The following is a 26,306-nucleotide window of genomic DNA, read 5'->3' on the forward strand; positions in this document are numbered from 1 at the left end:
CTTTCATTGAATCCAACCAATTAGCCCCCATATACTGCTCATAAGACTAAGCGGAAGAGAGAATAATATGAACTTGGAACGTTCCGAACGTATCGAGATCCCTGTACTACCTCTAAGAGATGTAGTCGTTTACCCGCACATGGTAATTCCTTTGTTTGTTGGTCGTGAAAAATCCATCGCTTGTCTCGAAGCGGCAATGGATAACAACAAGCAAGTGCTGCTAGTTGCGCAGAAAGAAGCGGATACAGATGAACCAACGAAGAATGATCTTTTCGATGTAGGTACCGTTGCGACTATTCTTCAACTTTTAAAGCTACCAGATGGCACAGTAAAAGTTCTTGTTGAAGGTCAACAACGCGCAAAAATCAATAGTCTGACTGATGATGAGTTCTTCGTCGCTGATGCTGAATATCTGGTCACGGAAGAACTTGACGAGCGCGAGCACGAAGTCATTGTTCGTAGTGCAATCAATCAGTTTGAAGGCTTTATTAAGCTCAACAAGAAAATCCCACCAGAAGTTCTCACGTCACTCAGTGGTATTGACGAAGCAGCTCGTCTTGCAGATACCATCGCTGCGCATATGCCGCTCAAGCTCGCTGACAAACAAACAGTTCTTGAGATCTTAGACGTAACAGAGCGTCTGGAATTCTTGATGGGGCAAATGGAGTCGGAAATCGACTTGCTACAGGTTGAGAAGCGCATCCGAACTCGCGTTAAAAAGCAGATGGAAAAATCTCAACGCGAGTACTACCTGAACGAGCAAATGAAAGCCATCCAGAAAGAGCTGGGTGAAGGCGAAGATGGCGTTGACGAATTTGAAGCTCTGAAACAGAAAATCGCTGATTCTAAAATGCCTCAAGAAGCGCGTGAAAAAACTGAGCAAGAGCTACAAAAGCTTAAGATGATGTCACCAATGTCAGCAGAAGCAACTGTTGTACGTGGCTACATCGATTGGATGCTTGGTGTACCTTGGAGCAAGCGTTCGAAAGTTAAGAAGAACTTGGCGAAAGCAGAAGAAATTCTAAACGAAGACCATTATGGTCTAGAGCGTGTTAAAGAGCGCATTCTAGAATACTTGGCGGTTCAGAATCGAATCAATAAGCTTAAAGGTCCAATCTTATGTCTTGTTGGTCCTCCTGGTGTGGGTAAAACGTCTCTAGGTCGTTCAATTGCTGCTGCGACAGGTCGCCAATACACGCGCATGGCATTAGGCGGCGTACGTGATGAAGCGGAGATTCGTGGTCACCGTCGTACATACATCGGTTCAATGCCGGGTAAACTTATTCAGAAAATGTCCAAAGTTGGTGTGAAGAACCCGCTGTTCTTATTGGATGAAATCGACAAGATGTCGTCTGATATGCGTGGTGATCCATCATCTGCCCTGTTAGAGGTTCTTGACCCTGAACAAAACAACGCGTTTAACGACCATTATCTAGAAGTCGATTATGACCTGTCTGACGTAATGTTTGTGGCAACGTCGAACTCGATGGATATTCCGGGACCTCTGCTAGACCGTATGGAAGTGATTCGTTTATCGGGCTACACCGAAGACGAAAAGCTGAATATTGCGAAGCGCCACTTAGTTGAAAAACAGATCAAGCGCAACGGCCTAAAAGTGGGTGAGATTGAGATCGAAGACTCAGCCATTATTGGCATCATCCGTTACTACACGCGTGAAGCGGGTGTTCGTAGCCTAGAGCGTGAGATCTCGAAGATTTGTCGCAAAGCAGTGAAGAATATCTTGCTCGATAAAGAGCTTAAGAGCGTCACTGTTACTATGGATAATCTAAAAGAGTATCTGGGTGTTCAGCGCCATGATTATGGCAAAGCAGAAGACAGTAACCGTATCGGTCAAGTGACAGGTCTAGCTTGGACGCAAGTGGGCGGCGATCTGTTGACTATCGAAACGGAAGCGATGCCTGGCAAAGGCAAGTTGACACAAACAGGGTCACTGGGTGACGTGATGAAAGAGTCAATCCAAGCGGCAATGACGGTAGTACGTTCACGTGCCGAGAAGCTTGGTATTAACTCAGACTTCCATGAGAAGCGCGATATTCACGTACACGTACCAGAAGGTGCGACACCAAAAGATGGTCCAAGTGCAGGTATTGCCATGTGTACCGCGTTAGTTTCTAGCCTTACAGGAAACCCTGTTAAAGCGGAAGTCGGTATGACCGGTGAGATTACCTTACGTGGTGAAGTCCTACCTATCGGTGGCTTAAAAGAGAAACTGCTTGCGGCTCATCGTGGTGGCATCAAAACAGTACTGATTCCTAAAGACAATGAGCGCGATTTGGAAGAAATTCCAGACAATGTCATCGCTGATCTGAAGGTAATTCCGGTGCAATGGATTGATGAAGTACTTCAAGTTGCATTAGAAAAAGACCCGTCAGGTGTCGAGATTGCTGCTGCAAAATAGTGATGTGTAGCAAAAATAAGTAAAAGATTACGCTGATAGGCTTAAAAAGGCTTGTCAGCGTTTTTTTTGGGCGCTAACGTTAGCGACTATAGCTTCAGCCCTTGCGGTATAAGGGATTGTCGCTGATTTGAAACAAATGGAACGAAAGCTACCGTAAATAACTAAATAAGGTAGCGCAAAGGGGAATCACAGTGAATAAAACACAATTAGTAGAAAAAATTGCAGAAAACGCAGATCTATCTAAAGCATCAGCAGGCCGCGCACTTGACGCTCTTATCGAAGCAGTGAGTGATACACTTCAGTCTGGTGATCAAGTTGCACTTGTTGGCTTCGGTACATTCAGCGTGCGCACTCGTGCAGCTCGCACAGGCCGTAACCCAAAAACGGGTGAAGAAATTCAAATTGCTGAAGCGAAAGTACCTTCATTCAAAGCGGGTAAAGCACTAAAAGACGCTTGTAACTAATAAAAATTGGCTTCATCGCCAATTTTGTTAGAACCTTTTTAAAATATGCGCATCATACTGATGCGCATTTCTTTTTCTGGTATTATCGCGCTATTCATTTTTGTTTTAGTATTAGGCACATCTAAGTGTTCTCAACAATGCTGAGATGTGCGAGCGGAGAGTAGTTTAAGTATGATGGATCGATTACGCGAAGGCGTTAACAGCATCGCGGTAAAAATTATCCTGGGACTTATCATCCTATCTTTCGTTTTTGCAGGTGTAGGAAGCTACATTGTCGGTGGCGCTGGCAACACAGCTGCAAAAGTGGGCAACGTAGAAATTGGCCGTGGTGAGTTTGAGCAAGCGTATCAAAATGAACGCAACCGCATGCAAGCTCAACTTGGTGATTATTTCTCAAATCTTCTTGCAGATCCTAGCTACGTAGAATCTTTCCGAAAATCCGTTCTTGATCGTATGGTCAATGATTTGCTGCTTGAGCAACATGCCGCATCTCTAGGTTTACGTGTAAGTGATGCACAAGTACGTACCATGATTGTTGAAATGCCTCAGTTCCAAGTTGATGGTAAGTTTGACCAAGAAATCTATCAGTCGTCTTTGCGTCGTGCGGGTTTCACTCCGGAAAGTTTTGCGGAGTATTTGCGTCGTGATTTGGTTCGTAACCAACTCCTAACAGCGATTCAAGCGAGTGATTTCTCTCTTCCAGCAGAAGTTGAAGCACAGGCTAAGTTGTTGACTCAAACTCGTGAGGTTCAAACGCTGAGTCTACCTCTTGATGACTTCGCAGCTAAAGTAGAATTGTCGGACGATGAAATTCAAGGTTACTACGAGCAAAACTCAGAGCGCTATACACGTCCTGAACAGGTGAAAGTCGCTTACATCGAGCTGTCAGCTCAGAAGCTAAAAGATGCAATAACTGTCTCTGACGAAGAAGCTAAAAAGTACTTTGAAGAACATTTAGATAAATACTCTTCAGAAGAACAACGTCGCGTAAGTCACATCCTAGTCGAAGGTGATGACCAAGCTAAAGCACAGGCTATTTTGGATGAGCTTAACGCTGGGACAGATTTTGCAGCGTTGGCAGAAGAAAAATCAGATGACTTTGGTAGTGCATCAGAAGGCGGATCGCTAGGTTGGATTGAGCGTGATGTCATGGACCCAGCTTTCGAAGAAGCAGCATTTGCGCTGAAGAACGTGGGTGATGTAACGGGTTTAGTCAAATCGGACTTTGGCTACCACATTATCAAGCTTGATGAGCTTAAAGGCTCGGTCGTTAAGCCATACGCTGACGTCGCGGCTCAGATCAAACAAGAGCTGAAAGACCAACAAGCCATCGACCAGTTTTATGAACTGCAAAGCGAATTAGAGAAAGTTGCCTTTGAGTACCCTGACTCACTAGATGACGCTGCGGCAGCTATTGACGCGAAAATTGAAACGACGGATTTTATTTCGCAAGTCGATGCGCCTGAACTGCTGAAAGCACCATCAGTGTTGCAAGCTATCCTCAGCCCAGAAGTCAAAGAAGATGGCTTGAACTCAGAAGTGATTGAAGTTGCACCTGAGCATGTCATCGTAGTTCGTGTTGAAGATTACCGTGACGAGATGGTTTTGCCTTTAGACGATGTTCGTGAACAAGTTGTGGCGACACTGTCCAAGATCAAAGGCGAGCAGAACGCGATTGCATTGGCGGATAAGCTTGTTGCGGAACTAAAAGAAGGTAAGCAAGAGCTGTTAAACGAAAATGGTCTAGCATTCAATGACGTTCAAGCTGTTGATCGCAGTGCACCTATGGCAGATGTTATTTTCGCAATGCCTAAGCCATCAGAAGGCAAGGTTGAGTACGCTCAGGCTAAAGAGCTAAACGGAAACATTGCGGTTGTTAAGCTATCGAATGTGAGTGATGAGTTTGACGCTCAGTACAACGCGCAAATTAGTAACCAGTTGACACAGATGAATGCTCAACTCGACTTAACTGGATTGATAAGCGTTTTACGTAAAACGACCGACATTGAGTATTTTGTAGTATCGCAATAATTTCAATGTAATTGATATATCGATAAAAACGGGCTGCATTTGCAGCCCGTTTTGTTTTTTTGTGCTGTGTAGTTTTCAATGCAATTTCTCAGGGTAACCTCATGCCTGTATCGTTACTTCAAGGAGAGTTTTGTGTTCATAAAATGGTTGTTTACATTCATACTTGTTCTTTCTTTGCCACAAGTCGCGTTGGCAGATCAAAAAGTGAACCCAAAGTATGAGGGAATAGAAATTACGGTGAACGTGAACCAGGCGAGCGCAGAGGAACTCGCAGATTTGCTTACCGGAATTGGAATGAAAAAAGCGCAAGCGATAGTCGACTATCGTGAGAAGCATGGAGATTTCGAGAGCGCTGAGTCGCTAGTGGATGTCAAGGGGATTGGTCCGGCACTGGTTGATAAAAATCGTGAGCGAATTCAATTATAAATCTTATTTAGAGCGCGTATGCGCTCTTTTTCAATTTTCCTCAATCCTTCCTAGCACCCTTGTTCGAATACCTCTATAATTTCACGCCGATACTGAATCAGCACTATTACGCTGAACCAAACTAACGTGGAGTTAATGATGTCGTCTCATACACCGGTAGTGACCGTTGATGGACCAAGCGGAGCTGGCAAGGGCACGCTTTGCATGCTTCTTTCTAAGAAGTTAGGTTTTCACTTACTCGATTCTGGCGCGATTTATCGTGTTCTCGCATTGGCGGCAATTCACCATGGTGTGGATCTAGAATCCGAAGACGCTCTTGTTCCTTTGGCGACACACCTTGATGTTCAGTTCATTGCTGAAGGGGACCTTGTAAAAGTGATTCTTGAAGGTGAAGACGTTTCAGGTGAGCTTCGTAAAGAAGAGACAGGTATGGCAGCGTCTAAAGTGGCGGCGTTGCCGCGCGTTCGTGAAGCATTGCTTCGACGTCAGCGCGCGTTTGCTGAAGGCGTTGGTTTGGTCGCTGACGGTCGTGATATGGGGACGGTTGTTTTCCCTCAAGCAGAAGCGAAAATTTTCCTAGATGCCAGCGCTGAAGAGCGCGCTAATCGTAGGCTTAAACAGTTGCAAGGCAAGGGTTTAGATGTTAAATTTGACGACCTTTTGTGCGAGATCCAAGAGCGTGACGACCGAGATCGTAACCGCCCAGTAGCGCCATTGCGCCCTGCTGAGGATGCACTGTTGCTAGATTCTACCGTGATGAGTATCGACGAAGTGGTAGAAAAAGCACTACAATATATCGAATCTAAGCTAGTCGCTTAAGCGGCTAGGTCAGAGCGTTGGTCGCAAGGATGATGACCGGCGAATTTAATAACCCCACGCGGTAGGAAACCCGTGGACGTTTAATTTATTGAAGATTAAATAAATGACTGAATCTTTTGCTCAACTCTTTGAAGAGTTTCTAAACGAAACAGAATTCCAACAAGGCAGCATCGTTAAAGGTACTGTAGTAGCTATCGAGAACGGTTTCGTTCTTGTTGACGCTGGTCTTAAGTCTGAATCTGCTATCCCTGCTGAACAGTTCAAGAACGCTGCTGGCGAACTTGAAGTTGAAGTTGGCGCTGAAGTAGACGTAGCTCTAGACGCTGTTGAAGATGGTTTCGGTGAAACTCAACTTTCTCGTGAGAAAGCGAAGCGTCACGAAGCTTGGATCGTTCTTGAGAAAGCTTGTGAAGAAGCTGAAACTGTTGTTGGTATCATCAACGGTAAAGTTAAAGGCGGTTTCACTGTTGAACTAAACGGTATCCGTGCTTTCCTTCCTGGTTCACTAGTAGACGTACGTCCTATCCGTGACACTGCTCACCTAGAAAACAAAGAGCTAGAGTTCAAAGTTATCAAACTTGACCAGAAGCGTAACAACGTAGTTGTATCTCGTCGTGCAGTAATCGAATCTGAGAACAGCGTTGAGCGTGATGAGCTTCTAGAAACTCTACAAGAAGGCGCAGAAGTGAAAGGTATCGTTAAGAACCTTACTGACTACGGTGCGTTCGTAGACCTAGGTGGCGTTGACGGCCTACTACACATCACTGACATGGCTTGGAAGCGCGTTAAGCACCCTTCTGAGATCGTTAACGTTGGTGACGAGATCCAAGTTAAAGTTCTTAAGTTCGACCGTGAGCGTACTCGCGTATCACTAGGTCTTAAGCAACTAGGCGAAGATCCATGGGTAGCAATCGCTAAGCGTTACCCAGAAGGTCACAAACTAACTGGTCGCGTTACTAACCTAACTGACTACGGCTGTTTCGTTGAAATCGAAGAAGGCGTTGAAGGTCTAGTACACGTTTCTGAAATGGATTGGACTAACAAGAACATCCACCCATCTAAAGTTGTTAATGTTGGCGACGAAGTTGAGGTTATGGTTCTTGAAATCGACGAAGAACGTCGTCGTATCTCTCTAGGTCTGAAACAGTGTAAAGCTAACCCATGGCAATCTTTCGCTGAAGCGCAAGCTAAAGGCGACAAAGTTACTGGTAAGATCAAGTCTATCACTGACTTCGGTATCTTCATCGGTCTAGAAGGCGGCATCGACGGTCTAGTTCACCTATCTGACATTTCTTGGAATGTTGCTGGTGAAGAAGCTGTACGTGAGTACAAGAAAGGCGACGAGATCTCTGCTGTAGTTCTAGCTGTAGATGCTGAGCGTGAGCGTATCTCTCTAGGCGTTAAGCAAATGGAAAATGACCCATTCAATGCTTACGTTGCTGAGAACAAGAAAGGTGCACTAGTTAGCGGTACTGTTACTGCAGTAGACGCTAAAGGTGCAACTATCGAGCTAGTAGAAGGCGTTGAAGGTTACATCCGCGCTTCTGAAGCTTCACGTGACCGCGTTGAAGATGCATCTCTAATCCTAAGCGTTGGTGACAGCGTTGAAGCGAAGTTCACAGGTGTAGACCGTAAGAACCGCGTAATCAACCTATCTATCAAAGCTAAAGATGAAGCAGAAGAGCAAGAAGCAATGGCTTCTCTGAACAAAGCTGATGAAGCTTCGTTCGGTAACGCTATGGCTGACGCATTCAAAGCAGCTAAAGGCGAGTAATTTACTCGTTTTTAAGAAAAAGGGGCCGTAAGGCTCCTTTTTTATTCTTACTCGAAAATGAGTAGTAATACCAATCGGCAGAAGCGGTTCAATTAAGTTGGGTTTCTAGTTGTGCAAATTGAACAAACTTTGTCTAAAATTGAAAGCAAGTGTTTGTTGGAATTGGTATTACTTACTATAATAAGTGATAAATTACTCTATGAGGGAAACTATGACTAAGTCTGAGTTAATCGAAAGACTCTGTGCTGAGCAAACTCATCTTTCAGCTAAAGAGATTGAAGATGCTGTAAAAGACATTTTAGAGCATATGGCTTCGACACTGGAAAGTGGCGACAGAATCGAGATTCGTGGTTTTGGTAGTTTCTCTCTACATTACCGTGAGCCTCGAGTTGGGCGCAACCCTAAGACTGGTGATAAGGTGGAGTTGGAAGGCAAGTATGTTCCTCACTTTAAACCAGGTAAAGAGTTACGTGAGCGTGTAAATATCGGCTAAGTTTCTAAAACGTTAGCGATAAGCGGCATTATTTAGTAGTGCCGCTTTTTTATTGGCGGTTATACCGATATAAGCATGGTTTGTTCATTGGTTTTACTGCATAATCGTAACGGCTGATTTTTGCTTAGGTGATGGACTATGAAAATTATAAAGATCGTTATCGTATTGGCTCTGTTTTTAGTGGCATTAGCATTAGGCTCTCAGAACCAAGCGATTGTTAACTTCAATTACTTAATTGCTCAAGGTGAGTTTCACCTCTCTACGCTTCTAGGCGTCGTATTTGTGACTGGTTTTGCTATATCTTGGTTAATATTTGGCAGTTTGCACCTTAAGTCTCAACTTCAAGTAAGAAAGCTGAAGAAGCAGGTAAAAAAACTTTCTCCAGCCACTGAGCAAGCTACCCAGGTCAAAGCTTCTTAAGTTACGCAGGTAGGCTCTCCACTCGATGTTAGAAATACTCTTCTTGTTGTTACCTATCGCCGCTGCATACGGCTGGTATATGGGTAATCGCAGTGCCCAACAAGACAAGCAGAAACACTCTAATCAAATATCCCGTCAATACGTGACGGGTCTTAACCTTCTTCTTTCTGACCAATCAGACAAAGCAGTAGACCACTTTATAGAACTACTTCAAGTTGATAACGAAACAATTGATACACACTTAGCGTTGGGTAACTTGTTTCGATCACGAGGAGAAGTTGATCGTGCCATCCGCATACACCAGAATTTAATCTCACGCTCTGGTCTCACTATCGACCAAAAAAATATCGCCCTGCAACAATTAGCCAAAGATTACATGGTTTCTGGCTTTCTTGATCGTGCGGAAAAAATCTTTGAACAGCTAGTCGAAGAGCCAGATCATCGTGAGGCAGCCTTACAGCAATTGGTTTCTATCTACCAGCAAACTAGGGAGTGGTCTAAAGCTATCCACTATGCGACGCTTCTGGTTAAGATGGGGCGTAAGCGGATGCGCAACAGCATTGCACACTTTTGGTGTGAACTGGCGATGCAAGAAAAGGCTGATGGTAATCAAGCGAAAGCTTTACAGCACTTTAGAAAAGCGCTCAGCGAGGACCCCAAATGTGTCAGGGCGAGTATAGCACTAGGCAAAACCTACTTAGAAAATGAAGACTATCGAAGTGCTATCAAGCATTTTGAAATGGTACTAGAACAAGATAGCGACTTCGTCAGTGAAGTACTACCGATTCTTGCCGATTGCTATCATCATTTAGGCTCAGAAGACGAGCTACTCGAGTTCCTTCGTCAATGTATTGTTAATAAAGCGGGCGCTTCTGCTGAATTGATGCTGGCTCAATTGGTAGCAAAGCATGAAGGTTCAGGATCTGCACAGGAATTGTTGACCCGACAGTTAGTGAAAAACCCGACGATGAAAGGGTTTTATCGCTTGATTGACTATCACTTGGCTGAAGCAGAAGAAGGTCGAGCGAAAGCGAGCTTGGCTACGTTGCAAAAGCTCGTTGGAGAACAAATGAAGGTAAAGCCTCATTATCGATGTCGTAAATGTGGCTTTTCGACTCACTCTATGTATTGGCACTGTCCATCGTGTAAAGGGTGGGGGACCATCAAGCCTATTAGAGGTTTAGATGGAGAATAATGAATTTGATTGGGCTTCCAATCGTAATGAGCAGCGGTGATCCCGCTGCTTTTTTTAGGCATGTTAATACTAGTTAGGAGATGAAATGATTGACCAAAAAGTTATTGTTGCGCTGGATTATGACAACCAAGCTGACGCACTTGCTTTTGTAGATCGAATCGACCCCAGCTCTTGTCGACTAAAAGTCGGTAAAGAAATGTTTACCTTGTTTGGTCCTGATTTCGTTAAAGAGCTTCATAAACGTGGCTTCTCCGTATTTCTTGATTTGAAATTCCACGACATCCCAAATACATGCTCTAAAGCCGTCCGCGCGGCTGCAGAGTTGGGGGTCTGGATGGTGAATGTTCATGCGAGCGGTGGTGAACGAATGATGACAGCATCACGCGAAATTCTTGAACCCTACGGAAAGGAACGACCATTGCTTATTGGGGTTACAGTACTAACCAGCATGGAACAGAGTGATTTGGCTGGCGTAGGGTTAAACGTTGAGCCACAAGACCATGTTATTCGACTGGCGACGTTGACGAAGGACTCAGGTCTTGATGGTGTTGTTTGCTCAGCTCAGGAAGCATCTATGCTAAAACAGGCGCTCGGCCAAGAATTTAAACTTGTTACACCAGGCATTCGACCTACGGGTGCTGCTGTTGGTGACCAGAAACGTATCATGACACCAGTGGATGCGGTTCAGTCAGGTTCGGACTACTTGGTGATTGGTCGACCTATTACTCAAGCAGAAAACCCTGAAAAAGTATTAACTAGTATTAACAACGAATTGTTACAACTAAAATAACAAATAAAAACTCCAAATATCATGGCCTAAACGAATCAAATGAATGAAGCAATCGTTTAGGCTTTTTTGGCTTAGCATAAAGTTCTACAAACTCTCGCTTTATAACCTTACCTGATAACTTATCTTGTCACTAATTACTCGTTTATCCTTAAAAATCCAGTATTCTGAGGCACAACGCAAAGTCGATGTTATCTTTACGTCAAAACTTTGTAGAAAGTATGACGTAAGTCGATAAAAATCGACAAAATTGATAAATTCGTTTTATAGATTTGAAAACATCGATTATCGTCAACAGATTAATGTCACAGATACTGGTTATACCAGTTGTATATTCTAATAAGTCACAGGATGTGATGACACTTTAATTAGTAATTGGTACGGAGTATTTCCAATTGTTAGCATATATTTTACGACGCCTATTATTAGTCGTACCTACCTTTTTAGGTATCACAATCTTAATATTCGCAATTACACGTTTTGTTCCAGGTGGCCCTGTTGAGCGAATGTTGGCGAGTATGCATTCAGGATCCGATAGTGCATCGGTCAGTGTTGCTGGTAATAGTTCCGCATTATCAGAGGACCAGATTGCGGACCTGAATGCTTTTTATGGATTGGATAAACCTGTAATTGAAGCCTATTTAGATTGGTTGTCTAAAATCATCGTATTGGATTTTGGCGAGTCGACTCGTTATTACGAACCCGTCGGCGATATGATCGCTGAGCGTTTGCCTGTCTCTTTATTTTATGGCGGGATGACATTCTTTATAAGCTATTTTATCTCTATTCCGCTTGGCTATTACAAAGCAATTAAGCACGGGTCGGTGTTTGATTCCGCTTCATCCGTATTAATATTTGTTGGTTACGCATTGCCCGGTTATGTTGTCGGTGTCTTCTTAATTACCGTTTTTGCATACAACTTGGATTGGTTTCCAATGGGTGGCTTTGTTGGTGATGATTTTGATGACTATGAAACCTTCTTTGAACAGTTTAAAGATATTATGTGGCACGCTGTATTGCCCCTTATCTGTTATTTGATAGGTGACTTCGCGACATTAACAATGACAATGAAAAATAATCTGATGGAGAACATTTCCGCTGATTATATTCGAACGGCAATTGCGAAAGGTTTACCATTTAAAAAGGCGGTTAAAAAACACGCACTTCAAAATAGTTTAATTCCAATTGCGAGCCACTTTGGTAACTCATTATTGTTCTTTATGACGGGTTCATTTCTTATCGAAGTTATCTTTAATATTGATGGCATTGGCTTGTTGGGTTATGAGTCCATTGTCGAACGTGATTACCCAGTCGTGATGGGCATCGTGGCTATTAACGCTGTGATGTTAATGGTTGGCAATATACTTTCAGATTTATGTGTAGCCGCCGCAGACCCACGAGTGAGGTTCGGATCATGATCAAATTAACACCTCTTACTCAAAAGAAAATCAAGCACTTTAAAGAGATCAAACGCGGCTACTGGTCACTCATTATTCTCAGTACTTTTTTATTGCTCTCACTATTTGCTGAAGTATTAGTGAACAGTAAAGCATTGGTCGTTAAGTACAATGACGAGTGGTCATTCCCGGTCTTTAGTGATGTAAAGCCCGGTACAGAGTTTGGCTTGGATTATTCAAGTGAAACCGATTACCGACAGTTAAAAGCATTATTTGATAACGAAGACAGCGGCAATTTCGTTGTGATGCCAATCGTGCCGTGGAACCCGTACGAGCAAGACTTTAGTGGTGATTTCCCTCCACTTGCTCCGAGTTTCGAAACTCAGCACTACTTGGGTACCGATGTGATCGGTCGTGACATCCTCGCGCGTCTTGTCTACGGTTTCCGTATTGCGATGGGTTTTGCACTAATGACCATGGCGGTATCTTATGCGATTGGAACCATCGTTGGCTGTTCAATGGGTTTTTTTGGCGGAAAGTTTGATTTATTCGTACAGCGACTCATTGAAGTTTGGTCAATGGTTCCGTTTCTATATGTGATCATGATTTTAGTGTCGATCACCCAGCCGACCTTTGCGCTCTTTGTCGCGATAAACGTTTTGTTTGGCTGGATGGGCATTACTTGGTACATGCGAACCATGACTTATAAAGAGTCAGCCCGAGAGTACGTGATGGCGGCGCGAGCTTTGGGCGCATCGACCAGCCGTATTCTGCTTCATCATATTTTACCCAACACAATGGTGATGATTGTAACGTTGGCGCCATTTACTATCGCTGCAAATATCACAGCACTAACCGCACTTGACTATTTAGGTCTTGGGCTGATGCCGCCGACCCCGAGTTGGGGAGAGCTTCTCCAACAAGGTAAGTCAAACCTCGACGCTCCATGGATTGTTGTATCGGTTGTGACTTCAATTGTCGCTGTTTTAGTGATGGTGACCTTCATAGGCGAAGCAATTCGAAGCGCATTCGACCCTAAAAAATTCACTCGCTATGAATAGCCGCAGATTTACAAGGAAGTAATAATAATGAAAAATTTCGCTAAATTGACCGCGATTGCGGCACTAGTTGGAGTCGCTTTTTCGGCTCAAGCGCAATCTTTACCTGCTGATTTAAATTGGATTACTAACGATTCAGAGCCGTTATTCGCTTCTTCTGAGGCTCAACGCGGTGGGACGTTACGCACCTTTATGATTAGTTTCCCACAGACGCTGCGAAGCGTGGGGCCAGATGCAAACTCAGGTCTTCGTCACTACTTTATGGACGGTGCTCCAAAGCTTGCGCAGCGCCACCCTAATACCGGTAAATGGATTCCGCAACTAGCCAAGTCTTGGGCATTTTCGGACGACAACAAAACGGTTTACTTCCAGCTAGACGAAAACGCGAAATGGTCAGATGGTGAAAAGATTACCGCAGATGACTATGTGTTCATGCTCCAGTACTACCGTTCCAAAGATATTGTCGATCCTTGGTACAACGACTTCTTCAGTAATTCAATCACCAATGTGACTAAGATTAACGATTACACCATCGCGGTTGAAACAGACGTCGAGCAGAGCCAAGACGCATTGATGGTGTTAATCAATATGCCAAGTAATGGTTTTCAGCCTCGCCCTGAACATTTCTTCAAAGGGGGCAAAGATGAAAACGGCGATGGTATGGTCGACAACTTCGTTCGTCAGTACAACTTTAAGAGCGAGCCAACAGCAGGACCTTACTACCTAGACAAGGTCAAAAAAGGTAAAAGTGTCACGTTTAAACACGTTGGCGACGACTGGTGGGGCTATTCAAACCGCTACTACCAAAACCGTTACAACGTCGACAAAATCAGAATCAGCGTGATTCGAGATTTCGACATCGCTTTAAAGCACTTCGAAAAAGGTAAGCTTGATTACTTCGACATGATTTTGCCAGAGTATTGGCACGGTAAGTCTGATTCGCAAGCCTCTAAAGATGGCTATATCCAGAAATTTTGGGGATTCAACCAAATGCCTCAAGGCGCTGGTGGTTTGTGGATGAACACCGCTAAGCCTTTATTGGATGACATCAATCTTCGCAAAGGGATTATGTTTGCCACTGACTACGATGGCATGATCGCCAATATTATGAGAGGCGATTACTCACGTAAGCCACACGGTCTTGGTTTCGGTCATGGTGAGTACGACAAAGCTGACAATAAAGCCCCTGAGTTTAACCCAAGTAAAGCTGCCGAGTTTTTTGCTCAAGCTGGTTTTAACAAAATCGGGCCAGATGGCATTCGCGTAAATGACAAAGGTGAGCGTCTATCTTTCGCGATTACCTATGGCTACAACACGTGGACACCACGTATTGCGTACCTAAAGGAACAAGCTAAGTTAGCGGGTCTAGAGTTTACTTTGAATCTAGTCGATGGTTCCTCAGCGTTCAAATACATCCTAGAGAAAAAACATGAGTTGGCTTTCCTTAACATGGGATCGGGTGAAATTCCGGCTTACTGGGAGTATTTGCACTCTGACAATGCCAACAAGCCACAGACCAACGCGCACACCAACTACAGCAGCCCAGAGCTCGATAAACTCATCGAAGCCTATGACGCTGAGTTTGACCAGCAAAAACGCTACGCCCTGTCGCATCAAATCCAAGACTACGTTACGGAAGCGAACATTATCGTCCCTGGTTACATGGTGCCTTACTCTCGCGCAATACACTGGCGCTGGATCAAGTATCCAGAAAGCCCAATGACCAAGAAAACAGAAAGCATTTTCCACCCAATGGACATCGCAAACTTCTGGATCGACAAGAGCGAGAAAAAAGAAACAGAACAAGCAATGAAAAAGGGGACCACTTTCCCTGCTGTCAGCGTTGTTGACGACAAGTTTAAGCTGTAGGTAAGGGTAGTAAATGAATCGCGAAACGGTGTTAACAGTAGAAGACTTAGAAGTTGAATTCCAGACCGATGACGGGAAGGTAAAAGTTCTGCACGGTGTTAGTTTCGATGTTCAGAAAGGTCGTACGCTGGGGCTCGTGGGAGAATCTGGTTGTGGGAAAAGTGTGACTTCTATGTCGATCATGGGGTTGTTGCCAAAACCTTATGGTCAAGTAGTTGGTGGACGAATTCTCTATAAAGGCACCGACCTTTTACAGCTTCCAACAAAACGTATGTACGAAATGCGTGGTGACGCCATTTCCATCATATTTCAAGATCCAATGACGGCGCTGAATCCTGTGCATACCATAGGCAAACAGATCATGGAAGTCTTGGAACTGCATAGACCGGAGCTGGAAAAAGCACAGCGCTATGCTTATGCGATTGAAATGTTGGAGAAAGTTAAAATCCCAATGCCCGAAAAGCGGGTCGATGAGTATCCACATAACCTGTCAGGCGGTATGCGTCAGCGCGTTATGATTGCAATGGCACTTGCGTGTAAACCTGATGTTCTGATTTGTGATGAGCCGACAACAGCGCTTGACGTGACGGTTCAGGCATCAATTCTAGAGTTGATGCAAGAGCTTCAGCAAGAAACGGGCATGGCGATGGTTTTTATTACCCATGACTTAGGGGTTGTTGCAGAGATTTGTGATGATGTGGCCGTCATGTATGGTGGCCGCATTGTCGAAAAAGCGGATGTGTTTGACCTTTTTGATAGGCCACAACATCCATATACCAAAAGATTGTTGGGGTTGATGCCGAGTTTAGATCATCAACCAAAACAAATGATCGATATACAGCCAATTGATCCAAGTATTTTCCAGAGTAACTAGGGGGAGTGATGCAAGAAGTATTAAGAATCGAGAACTTAAAGCAGCACTTTATCTCAGGAAAGCGACTTTTATCAAAGGGGTATACGATCAAGGCCGTCGATGGTGTTTCTTTCTCAATTGACCGAGGAAAAACGCTGGGGTTGGTTGGTGAGTCAGGCTGCGGAAAAAGTACCTTAGGGCGCACCATTTTAAAGCTGTTTGAGCCAACCGAGGGAAAAATTTATTTCGAAGGGAGGGACATTACGCGTTTATCTGCAAAAGATATGCGCCCACTACGTAAAGAAATGCAAATCGTCTTTCAAGACCCAATGGAGTCTCTTAACCAGAGGCATACAATTGGCATGATTTTGGAAGAGCCGTACGTTATTCACAACATGGGTACGGCGGTAGAAAGAAAACAATGGGTATTGGAACTATTGGATAAAGTGGGGCTACCGAGAGAAGCCGTAAATCGTTACCCTCACGAGTTTTCTGGTGGACAAAGGCAACGTATTGGTATCGCAAGAGCGATAGCACTCAAGCCTAAATTATTGATCTGTGATGAGTCTGTATCTGCACTTGATGTGTCGGTTCAGGCGCAAATAATCAATTTATTATTGTCTCTTCAAAAAGAAATGAACCTAGCGATGATCTTTATTTCTCATGACCTTTCGGTTGTTAGGCAAGTTTCAGATGAAGTCGCGGTTATGTATTTTGGTAAAGTCGTTGAATATGGCCGCGCACAAGAAATATATAACTCACCAGAAAATGATTATACCAAGACATTATTGTCAGCGATTCCAATTACGCACCCAAGCCAACGTAAGCGTGGCTAATATAATAATATAACGTTTCATATTTTTGCTTGTTAATAAATATCAGAGCTAAAAAGAGCTCTGATGGATTCCTGCACTCAAAATAAAGTGATGTATTTTGAGCGTCGGATTTTTAATGAGAGTTAATATTCATGGAAGTTAACATATGCAGAACACAATCAAGTGTCGGCAAAGGACAATAGCTCTCGCTGTCTCAGTATTATTATCATCAGCTTGTTTTGCTGAAGAAAATAGTGAACAGCAAGAGGAGAAATCTGTTTGGTCAGATTTCGGAGGAAGCTTGTCCCTTTCTTATGACACAAATATATATCATCCAGATGATTACCGCTCTGTGAGAAGTCTTTCTTGGAGCGGAAGTTTAAATTATACATTCTCAGATAACATTAGCGCTTTTATGTCCTCTGGTGGGTATCGAGCATACGAAAATGAAACTGGAGATTTTGCGACAGATTCAGTTATCGGTGCAAGTTATTCGAGTTTATATGAATTTGGAGAAACAGGAAAAATAGGAGCGAATGGGCAATTTACTATCCCTACCTCTGAAGCTTCGCGCAAAGACGAATTGCAAACCGCTTTCCGTCTCGCAATACCTGTTTCTATGAAACCTTGGGGAGTAAACGTCTCTATTACTCCAAGGCTTAGAAAAAACTTTCACAAATATAAAACGGCAGGTGGTCGCTCATTAACCGAGTGGACTTACTCTGTTTCATCGAGTGTAAGTAAATCTTGGGAATCATTGACGCTCGGTATTTCAGCCCTAGGTGGAAATACCATCAGCTATCAAGGAACAAGGAGAACGAGTTGGACCTATGGAGGCTCATTATTTGGAAGTTACCGCTTTACAGATAATTGGTCAGCTTCTTTATCGGCATCGACATCGGGTGTTTACCAAGATGCGGAAAGAGGCACATTAGGCAACATCGATTTATTCGATCAAGACAACGCGTCTTATCGAGCAACCGTTACTTTCTCCTTCTAGAAATAAAAAATAAGGACATATTATGGCATTAAAAAGATTAGCACTGGCGTCTGCCGTAACCGCAATATTAGCGGGCTGTGGCGCGGACGATCAGTCGTACGAGTATGTAGATAGAGATACCAAGGAAATTCAGGTTAAAGACCTAAAAGATGGCAGATGGTTTTATGTACCAACCACAGGTGCAGCGCCACGATTTGCACTTAACCAATTTCCATTCTTACAAGGTATGGGGCGTTACGTCGAACTGTGTTTTACCAAAACTGGTCTCGAAGTGCGTGCGTTTGATAAAAACTACCCTGACTCTAACCTTCCAAAAGATAGCAATAACTACTGTGTTGATCAGGATAACCTAGTCGGAAGTGATGATTCTCTAAACTTTGCCCAAGTACTTGAAATTCCGGGTGACTTTGCTGCTTATCGTTGTGCCGAGGACGCTTACGACGACTGTACAAACAAAGAAGAAATCAATAGTGACGCAAGCTTGGATTACCGCAAGAAAACGCACTTTACACCCAAGCCCGAAAGCTTAATCGTTTCGGAGTTCAACTATGAAGATCTTTTTGGATTAACCGATGGTATCACTGAACAAGGTACGCCAAAACTCGTCTCTTGGGAGTTTGATCCAGCAAGTGGTGTTTTAAACTTTGAACTAGAGAGAACGTTTAGAGTTGATCTAGATAATATTTCGGATTACATCAACTTTTCAACGAAAGCCGGGCTAGAAGAAGCATTGGTAGACGGGGCGTTTAAATCTCGCTTTTACTACTCGTTAGTCCATGAGAGCGTAGTCGCTTCTGAAGGTTACCAACCGATTATGTATCCTGTTGGAGATGAAAACGATATTGGTTTCTTTACCACACAGACCAAGCGATTAAACCCAATCACAAACAAGTATGATCGTGATGTGGTTTATCTAAATCGTTTCAATCCAGATGAAAGCATAAAGTACTATCTAACAGACAATTTCTTTGAGCCAAAGAACAAAATTTTCTTAGACGCGACTATTGAGACCGTGAATAAGATGAATCAAGCGTTACAACTGTTTGGTAATGATTCCGGTAAGCCGCCTATTGAGATTGTCAATAAATCTGAGGGTGCGGGTGTTCACCCTGGTGACTTACGTTATAACATCATCAACTTAGTTGACGAACCATTAGCGAATGGTCTGCTTGGATACGGTCCTTCTGTAGCAAACCCAATGACTGGCGAAATTATTAAAGCACACGTGAACCAGTATTCAGGTGTAGCTCGCACGGGAGTGCCATATTACTGGGACAACTTAGCTCGTTTCTACAACCGAAATCAGCTCGATCTTGATGGTTTAGAACCATTGCCGGGTAAAAATACCGTTGAAGCTAAGGAAGTCACTACACGTATGGAACAGCTGTCAACGATGGCCGCTGTATCGAAGCTTGAGAACATCAACAACAATACTGTAGCACCTGACCTAACAACGGAAGAGTTGCTTGGTGATACGTCATCGCTTCAAGCTCCGACGATCTTGACCAAAGAATTCAATGACGACATGGATTTTGAAGACGTTGTTAAGGCTGAAGAAAATCGTCTATCGTTCTGGGCAGAGAATAACGTTTATCCAATTGAAGCATCATGGGTATCTTCTACCAGCAAAGCGATGCTAGACAACATCGACTTAAGAGATGATCGCTACTTCGTCATAGAACGTGATGATAAAGGTGTTGAAACCTCGCGTACCTTAAGGCGTTGGAAGCAGTTGCCAAAAGAGCTGAAGCAAACTGTTGCGGACGAGATTACTGTTGCAACTTACAGCAACACTTTGGTCCACGAAATTGGTCATAACGTTGGTCTTCGCCACAACTTTAAAGGCTCAAATGACAAAGCTAACTACTACACGCTAGAGCAAGCTCATGCGTTGGGGTTGAACAATGTTCCTGCCTACAGTTCTACAATGGATTACGCGCCAAGTATGTTAGATGAGACACCAACTTGGGGTCTGTACGATATTGCAGCGTTCAAATTTGGCTACGGCCGTAAAGTTGAGACCATTCAAGACTCGCCAACATCCGCACCAGCAGTTGTAGCTGAGCCTGAAAAAGGCGCACCTGCGGAGGAAGTAGCAGCGTATGAGCAGTATCTAGCAGATCTACAAGTCTATGAAAATAGCTTTTCTCAACGATTTGGCAACAACAGTACAAACGAATCACTTATGGTTTGTTCCGAAGTTGCTACCCTTGATGGTGATCAAGCCGGCAAGTCACTATATAACTGTGATTTCAGTCGTTTTGATGAAGCTGCGCTTAGTGATAACCCAGAAGACTATGCGAAGACTCGCTATGGCGCACTCTATTATCTAGACAATGTGAATGATATTGAGCGTAAACACTATGCGTTTTGTACTGATGGGAATGTCTCTCTAAACAGCGATTGTAACCGTTTTGATGAAGGTACAACGCTAGATGAGATCGTTACCTACGAATGGCAAAATTATCTCGATAGTTATGACCGTCGAAACTTAGCAGAATACAGCACTAATGGACTGTTCTCTGCGGATTACCCTAGTTATATCATTCGACGCTTCATGGATATGACTTCTATCCGAGATAAGATTGAGGACCTTGAAAGAGTCGATAACATTTACACTGAGTTAGGTTATACAAACGCGACTGATAAACCAGGAGATTTCCTACTAAGGATTACTGCGGACCCGACTTATTGTAATGGACCTGGCAATCCATCAAATGAAGGTTTCTGTGACTTTGCGTACGGAGCTCAAAAAGCTGCGGCATATTTCTTAGATGTTCTCGCAACTCCAGAGCTTCAATGTGTTATAGAAAACAGTGTTGGCGATCAAAAAGTAATATCTTTTGGTCAACTTCTAAACAATCGTTCGTATCTGCTTCCTGCTAGCTACGATCTTATAGACGCAACCTGTTTTGATGAAGTTGCCGTTAATTTTATTGATATAGCGCATAAGGGTTATTTACCAGTAGCACAGACTAAGAATGGACGTTTTCTAAATTCCGTGAATAGCTTCGACCCTGATTACCCTTGGTCTAATGCGGTTTCAGTGTTAGGAAGCTGGCCGGATAAAGCTCTTGCTAGTTACTTCCTTGCTAGGCGCTTTTCTACTCGCAATACAGATGAAGTTAGCTTCGCCTCATTGCTAGACTTGCCAGGAGTTCAAGAAGAGTATGAAAACATCATGGCGAATATTGTCGCGGGCGTTGGACTAAACACTCCATTAGAGCTCATCGACAAGCAAGGGAAGCCATATACAAACCTAAGTGGTGTATCTGTTAATCTGCATGTTACAGAGCAAATGGAATCTCTGTCAGAAATGCCAAGAGGTATCGAGCGTTTCTTAGATATTTCTCCGCGTAGTCGACAGCGTATTGGTGATGTGATTTTGAGTATGGGCGTACGTCAAATGCGCACTAGTGATTATACCGTTAAATCACTTGGTCAGGCTCAATTTGACGCGTTCACTAAACAACAAGATCGCTACGGTGTTATTGCTGGAGACAAAGTTGAGTTTGTTATCGATGGTAAAACTTATGTTGCTACCAAGGCTAATAAGCTAGCTTATGAATACGCAAACAAATTGGTGAGTAGCGATGGATATGCGTTAAAAGAGTTCTTGGACAGTTACAGTACCGAAGAGTTAACTACTATTGCGACCAACGTCGATACCGCTTGGGGCGACTTTAGAAAGCAAATTGTTCCATCGTTCCATGATGCAGTGTTGTTGTATGATGCGCCGATAGTTAATGCTATGAAAGAGACAATCGATGCTGATATCGCAGCGGGCGTTGGTTCAATCGGTGACTCTTATTATAACTTTGTCACAGCAAATCAGACCTCGGGAGATTTGGTCATCGATGAAGACGCAGAGACCATGTCGTTCAAAGGGGGCAAACCGCACACTTACGCGGCAGCATCTGCGGCATATAGTGACGCAATGATTCTGATTTTTAATGGTTATTCAGATTCAATGATGGCCGCGGTCGATAATGTCTATGCGGGCTACACAGCAGCGGAGACTAAAGACAAAGATCTTTGGACTAAAGATTTAACATTGGTTAACGCTTACCTTACTGGTGATATTGCAGCAGTCGTTGGTGAGTATTACGAGCTGCTAGATCGTCTGCCTAATGCGTCTGACTATTAGGAAGTTTTCGTAAAAATGGCCTAGCTGAGCCTCTCAGTTAAATAGGCTCTCCTATACAAGGAGAGCCTATTTTATTTCTAACGATCTAAATCAAAGACTCGGCACACCACTATGAAATTTAAAGTCGGTATCAGGAGAGGAGATTAAATCAGCTTCTAGCTTGCCAAAAAATTGGACGCGCTCTGAGATATCTTTTCCTGCTATTTCTTCCGCGAGCGTTAAATAATCTTGGTAGTGACGTGCCTCTGAGCGAAGCAGAGAGACATAAAACTTCGCAATATCTTCATCCATATGTGGTGCAAGCTTGGCAAATCGTTCGCATGAGCGTGCTTCGATGTAGGCACCAATAATCAGCTTATCAATCAGGGTTTGAGGTTCGTGTGTCGCCATTTCTGCCAACAGCCCTTTTGCATATCGACTTGCCTGAACTGGCTCGTAAGCGATACCTCTTGCATTCATAATTTCCAACACTTGATAAAAGTGGTGTAACTCCTCTTTTATCAGCAACACCATTTTATCGATTAAGTCCTGACTGTATGGGGAGTGAGACTTGGCCATGATCGACTTAGAGATATTGCTCTTACCTTTTAACGACGCCAGATTACCTGTTTTACGATACGCAAAGTCTTCGTATGGTTTAAACCAGTCCAACAAATTGTGGGCACTGTCTTTGTCTACTGCGTATTTACGAATTAAATACATTGCGGACTGACCGGCTTTCAGTTCACATAAAAGGTGATCAATAAGGATGGTTTTTAGGTGCTCTGGTTTCTTGGCTTCATTGACCCACTCTTCGGGGGTCGGACATTGAAGAAAAGCATTGATGGGGTCGAGCAGGGAATCGTAGTTTGTCAGATCAATCATTACACACTTTACAAATAGAAAAGGCCGCATCAGCGACCTTTAGAAACGGAATCACGGTGATTATATTACCATTTTTTCTTTTCACCAAAGAGTGCGTCCATATCATCTTTGCGCTCTTTTTCTTCCATTTGGTGTAACTCTTCCGCATTACGAGTTTGTCTACTTTGCTCTAAGTCATCATACATGGCTTGAAGCTTTTCTCTGGCTTGATTGGAGTAGTTATCGTTTTTAGTACTCAGCGCATCAATCCCTTTACGCAGTAGCTGAACTGCCGTGCCTGGTTGTCCGCGTACAATCGAGTCATTGGCGCGTTTGATGACATTTTCGATGTTGATACGGATTTGAATTGTTTCTAAGCGAGCGTTTTCTTCGACGTAAGCCTGAGTTTCGAATCGGCCTTTGTTGTGCTCGCTTCGAATGGTGTCACGCAGGCGTTTGACCAACTTCAACATCATGATCGCTTGTTTGTCATTGCTAGGCACTTTGAACGCTGTGCTCTCGTTGCCATTGTGGTTTTCTTCAAGCTGGGTGATTTGGCTTTTTACGTTTTCTACACGTTGGGCAAGCTGTTTATTTTTCGGGTCGAGATCGTGCATGTTTTGCAGCGCATCAAGAATACGATTATTAAGGCACACAAGCAGAGCTTTACTGTAGGGAAGGTGATGAGCGTGTCCAATAAGCTCTTCTGTCGCGTCGATGATTTGCAGGTAGCGAGAGCTCTCTTGCTTCTTTGCGGTTTCCGCTTTGACCTTATACTGCAACATAATGTTATAGCCAAGAACCAAGACTAGTAAGATGGCAACTAAAGCTATGATTAAACCAATATTCATAAATTCCGTATCTTATGTTTTCTGATGGCTAGCAGATAAGGATACACGATCCCGCTAACTCTCTGCACTCATTTTTCTATTATTACTCAATGCTTAGTGTTTCGTTAATCAAAAACGCTTTTTCGTCCCTGATAATGAGTAATTGGTTGCAAAACGACCGAACAAGTTTACTTCGCTCTAAGTTTAGGCAACGCAACGGGTCGTAGGGCTATCAATTTCACTTAAGAGACGTTATAACTAAATATTATAAACTATGATTGTATGTTCATGGTGTGCGTCGATAAGGGAGTACGGTTCAGGAATGAAATTACAACAATTGAAGTACATTGTTGAGGTTGTAAACCACAATTTAAATGTGTCCGCAACGGCTGAGAGTCTTTACACTTCTCAGCCAGGTATCAGTAAGCAGGTTCGTTTGCTTGAGGATGAACTTGGTATTCAGATTTTTGAGCGGAGTGGTAAGCACCTAACCCAAGTGACGAGCGCTGGCGAAGACATTATTCGTATTTCACAAGAGATTCTTGCTCGTGTTGAGAGCATTAAAGCGGTAGCAGGCGAGCATACTCACCCTGAAATGGGCACATTGAACATCTCCACGACCCACACGCAAGCGCGCTATGCTCTGCCTGATGTGATTAAAGGGTTCACGGCTCGTTACCCGAAAGTCTCCCTGCATATGCACCAAGGCACGCCAAGCCAAATGTCAGAAGCCATTGCCAAAGGAACGGCAAACTTTGCGATTGCGACCGAAGCGCTCCACCTTTATCAAGATGCCATCATGTTACCTTGCTATCACTGGAACCGTTCGATAGTTGTCCCTAAGTCTCACCCATTGGCGCAAAAAGACCAGGTGACGATTCAAGACTTGGCTTCCTATTCGCTAGTCACTTATGTGTTTGGCTTCACTGGTCGCTCTGAACTGGATGCCGCATTTAATAAACATGGCTTAACTCCGAGAGTGGTCTTTACAGCAACGGATGCCGACGTCATTAAAACCTACGTTCGTATGGGGATTGGCGTTGGGGTGATCGCAAGTATGGCAATTGACAAAGAGCAAGATACCGATCTTGTCGCGATCGATGCCAGTCATATCTTCGGTGCGAGTACCACCAGCATCGGTTTCCGCCGTGGTACCTTCTTACGTTCTTACATGTATGACTTTATGGAGCGATTTGCTCCTCATCTTACTCGTCCCGTTGTTGAACAGGCGTTATCACTCAAATCTAACGCAGACATCGAAGCGATGTTTAAAGATATCGAACTTCCTGTTCGTTAATTTCTATTCAAATGATTCGCTTCCCTCTAAACTACGCATTCACTAGGGGGAAGCATGTACCAGCAATTTCAAACACTCAATTCTCTGCTACTCGCTCATCAAAACTTTTGGCGTATCGAGCCATTTTTACACAGTGAGCAAACCGACTTTCCTTGGCAGAAAAGCCATCCGGAGTTATGTCTGTGGCTAAGTTCACTCTCGACGCAACAGATAGAGCACTATAAAGATCACCCTGAGCAACTCAGCGACATGGTCGGTCAATACTTGCCTGACGTTTTGACGCTCGCACAGCTCTGTTTTCTTGAACGCAGTTCTCTTAGTGGGCTTGAGTTAGAGAGGGGAGTCGACAGTGGAGTGCCTGGGCGAAAGCTTGAGCAAATATTAGCGATGGGTGAAATTGCCCTGCAAAAGCATGAAGGAACCGAGTGGTTGGAGTGGTGTTCGGGAAAAGGTTTCTTAGGGCGTATTTTAGCCAGTCAGAGCAAGCAAAACGTTACGAGCTTTGAGTTCCAACAAGCGTTATGTGAGACAGGTCAGCAGGAAGCAGACAAACATCAGCTGCCGATGAAATTTGTTCAAGGTGATGCGCTGGCGGACTCTTCAATCAAGGCGTTGAATTCTGCACAACATGCGGTTGCGCTCCATGCTTGCGGAGATCTCCACGTCTCATTGATGAAGAAAGGGGCGGCTTGCCGTTTGCCTGCCATGACTATCGCTCCTTGTTGCTACCATCTAGTTCAAAGTGACGCCTATCAGCCTCTTTCTCAGGCGGGCAAAGCGTCACATTTGCACTTGTCTAAATCTGAATTGCGTATTCCCCTTCAAGAGACGGTTACAGGTGGGCAACGAGTTAAGCGTCACCGATTTGAAGAGATGAGCTTTCGCTTAGGTTTTGATTTGTTACTCAAAGGCGAATGTGGCGTGGAAGATTACATTCCGGTCCCAAGTATTAAAAAGTCTCAGCTCTCGTCAGGTTTCACCGCGTTTTGTTTGTGGGCGGCAGAGCAGAAACAGATCGATTTACCGACGATTGATTTTGATAACTATCTGCAGCGAGGAGTAGAGCGTTACTGGCAGATGGAGCGTTTGAGCTTGGTCCAGCAAGTCTTTCGCCGCGCATTGGAGTTGTGGCTTGTTTTGGATAAAGCGCTCTATTTGCGTGAGCAAGGCTATGACGTTTCACTTGGTGAGTTCTGTTCAAGAGGCGTCACCCCGAGAAACATCTTAATCCATGCCTCTATGCGGAAAGCTACTTAGTTCTTGTTTTGTTGATAACTTGTTAAATCTCGCTTCACATTCGAACAACTTATTGGTAATAATGATTAAGTTGCACAGAAAATGTGCAACTTAGAGAAAAATCATAACGACA

At 43.8% G+C, this 26,306-nt stretch carries 21 protein-coding genes; 19 read left to right on the forward strand and 2 right to left on the reverse strand.

What is annotated here, in order from left to right; all coding sequences use genetic code 11:
* The first annotated feature begins 67 nt into the window (after positions 1-67).
* The 17 genes from lon (at position 68) to RJ47_RS08015 (ending at position 21,967) form a co-directional block, all read left to right on the forward strand.
* A complete protein-coding gene (lon, locus tag RJ47_RS07935) occupies positions 68-2,419 on the forward strand; it encodes an endopeptidase La (RefSeq protein ID WP_039483000.1) in 2,352 nt (783 codons plus the stop codon).
* Between the two features lie 191 nt (positions 2,420-2,610).
* Positions 2,611-2,883, forward strand: coding sequence for an HU family DNA-binding protein (locus RJ47_RS07940; RefSeq protein ID WP_005473436.1), 273 nt, complete (start codon positions 2,611-2,613; stop codon positions 2,881-2,883).
* Between the two features lie 171 nt (positions 2,884-3,054).
* Positions 3,055-4,914 carry a peptidylprolyl isomerase gene (gene ppiD / locus RJ47_RS07945; protein ID WP_039483003.1) on the forward strand — a complete coding sequence of 620 codons (1,860 nt, stop codon included), beginning with the start codon at positions 3,055-3,057 and terminating at the stop codon, positions 4,912-4,914.
* A 132-nt stretch (positions 4,915-5,046) separates the two neighbouring features.
* A complete protein-coding gene (locus tag RJ47_RS07950) occupies positions 5,047-5,340 on the forward strand; it encodes a ComEA family DNA-binding protein (RefSeq protein WP_038191527.1) in 294 nt (97 codons plus the stop codon).
* 138 nt (positions 5,341-5,478) lie between these two features.
* Positions 5,479-6,159 (forward strand): (d)CMP kinase, encoded by a 681-nt coding sequence (gene cmk, locus RJ47_RS07955; RefSeq protein ID WP_038191526.1) that lies wholly within the window; start codon positions 5,479-5,481, stop codon positions 6,157-6,159.
* A gap of 103 nt (positions 6,160-6,262) precedes the next feature.
* A complete protein-coding gene (gene rpsA / locus RJ47_RS07960; RefSeq protein WP_039483004.1) occupies positions 6,263-7,933 on the forward strand; it encodes a 30S ribosomal protein S1 in 1,671 nt (556 codons plus the stop codon).
* A 211-nt stretch (positions 7,934-8,144) separates the two neighbouring features.
* Positions 8,145-8,426: an integration host factor subunit beta gene (gene ihfB / locus RJ47_RS07965; protein ID WP_011080796.1), complete on the forward strand. Its 282-nt coding sequence runs from the start codon at positions 8,145-8,147 to the stop codon at positions 8,424-8,426.
* A 138-nt stretch (positions 8,427-8,564) separates the two neighbouring features.
* Entirely contained in the window at positions 8,565-8,846 is a 282-nt protein-coding gene (locus RJ47_RS07970; RefSeq protein WP_038191525.1) for a LapA family protein, read from the forward strand.
* A 25-nt stretch (positions 8,847-8,871) separates the two neighbouring features.
* Positions 8,872-10,041, forward strand: coding sequence for a lipopolysaccharide assembly protein LapB (gene lapB / locus RJ47_RS07975; protein ID WP_039483009.1), 1,170 nt, complete (start codon positions 8,872-8,874; stop codon positions 10,039-10,041).
* An 85-nt stretch (positions 10,042-10,126) separates the two neighbouring features.
* On the forward strand, positions 10,127-10,831 hold the full coding sequence (pyrF, locus tag RJ47_RS07980; RefSeq protein ID WP_039483012.1) for an orotidine-5'-phosphate decarboxylase: 705 nt from the start codon (positions 10,127-10,129) through the stop codon (positions 10,829-10,831).
* A 392-nt stretch (positions 10,832-11,223) separates the two neighbouring features.
* A complete protein-coding gene (locus tag RJ47_RS07985; RefSeq protein WP_039483014.1) occupies positions 11,224-12,246 on the forward strand; it encodes an ABC transporter permease subunit in 1,023 nt (340 codons plus the stop codon).
* Complete coding sequence (locus tag RJ47_RS07990; RefSeq protein ID WP_005474870.1) at positions 12,243-13,286, forward strand: ABC transporter permease; 1,044 nt, start codon at positions 12,243-12,245, stop codon at positions 13,284-13,286. Before RJ47_RS07985 ends, RJ47_RS07990 begins: the two co-directional genes overlap by 4 nt.
* A 27-nt stretch (positions 13,287-13,313) precedes the next feature.
* The gene (locus RJ47_RS07995; RefSeq protein ID WP_039483017.1) at positions 13,314-15,152 is read left to right on the forward strand and encodes an extracellular solute-binding protein; all 1,839 of its coding nucleotides are present in this window, start codon (positions 13,314-13,316) and stop codon (positions 15,150-15,152) included.
* Between the two features lie 13 nt (positions 15,153-15,165).
* Positions 15,166-16,026: an ABC transporter ATP-binding protein gene (locus tag RJ47_RS08000; RefSeq protein ID WP_005474871.1), complete on the forward strand. Its 861-nt coding sequence runs from the start codon at positions 15,166-15,168 to the stop codon at positions 16,024-16,026.
* A gap of 8 nt (positions 16,027-16,034) precedes the next feature.
* Entirely contained in the window at positions 16,035-16,841 is an 807-nt protein-coding gene (locus tag RJ47_RS08005) for an ABC transporter ATP-binding protein (protein WP_082016330.1), read from the forward strand.
* 145 nt (positions 16,842-16,986) lie between these two features.
* Positions 16,987-17,820 (forward strand): hypothetical protein, encoded by an 834-nt coding sequence (locus RJ47_RS08010; RefSeq protein ID WP_038134008.1) that lies wholly within the window; start codon positions 16,987-16,989, stop codon positions 17,818-17,820.
* A gap of 22 nt (positions 17,821-17,842) precedes the next feature.
* Positions 17,843-21,967, forward strand: a complete 4,125-nt coding sequence (locus RJ47_RS08015; RefSeq protein WP_039483020.1) for a zinc-dependent metalloprotease — start codon at positions 17,843-17,845, stop codon at positions 21,965-21,967.
* A 90-nt stretch (positions 21,968-22,057) separates the two neighbouring features.
* Here RJ47_RS08015 and miaE read toward each other — a convergent pair whose 3' ends face one another.
* Together miaE and RJ47_RS08025 are read right to left on the reverse strand one after the other, a co-directional pair.
* Positions 22,058-22,831, reverse strand: coding sequence for a tRNA isopentenyl-2-thiomethyl-A-37 hydroxylase MiaE (gene miaE / locus RJ47_RS08020; protein ID WP_039483023.1), 774 nt, complete (start codon positions 22,829-22,831; stop codon positions 22,058-22,060).
* A 65-nt stretch (positions 22,832-22,896) separates the two neighbouring features.
* On the reverse strand, positions 22,897-23,661 hold the full coding sequence (locus RJ47_RS08025; RefSeq protein ID WP_005474873.1) for a hypothetical protein: 765 nt from the start codon (positions 23,659-23,661) through the stop codon (positions 22,897-22,899).
* Between the two features lie 301 nt (positions 23,662-23,962).
* Between RJ47_RS08025 and cysB the strand changes: the two genes are divergently transcribed.
* Both cysB and RJ47_RS08035 read left to right on the forward strand, forming a co-directional pair.
* Positions 23,963-24,937 (forward strand): HTH-type transcriptional regulator CysB, encoded by a 975-nt coding sequence (cysB, locus tag RJ47_RS08030; protein ID WP_005474854.1) that lies wholly within the window; start codon positions 23,963-23,965, stop codon positions 24,935-24,937.
* Positions 24,938-24,991: 54 nt separating this feature from the next.
* Complete coding sequence (locus RJ47_RS08035; protein ID WP_039483025.1) at positions 24,992-26,194, forward strand: methyltransferase; 1,203 nt, start codon at positions 24,992-24,994, stop codon at positions 26,192-26,194.
* Positions 26,195-26,306: the final 112 nt, after the last annotated feature.

It is taken from the genome of Vibrio sinaloensis (assembly GCF_000808535.1).
Lineage (GTDB): Bacteria > Pseudomonadota > Gammaproteobacteria > Enterobacterales > Vibrionaceae > Vibrio > Vibrio sinaloensis_D.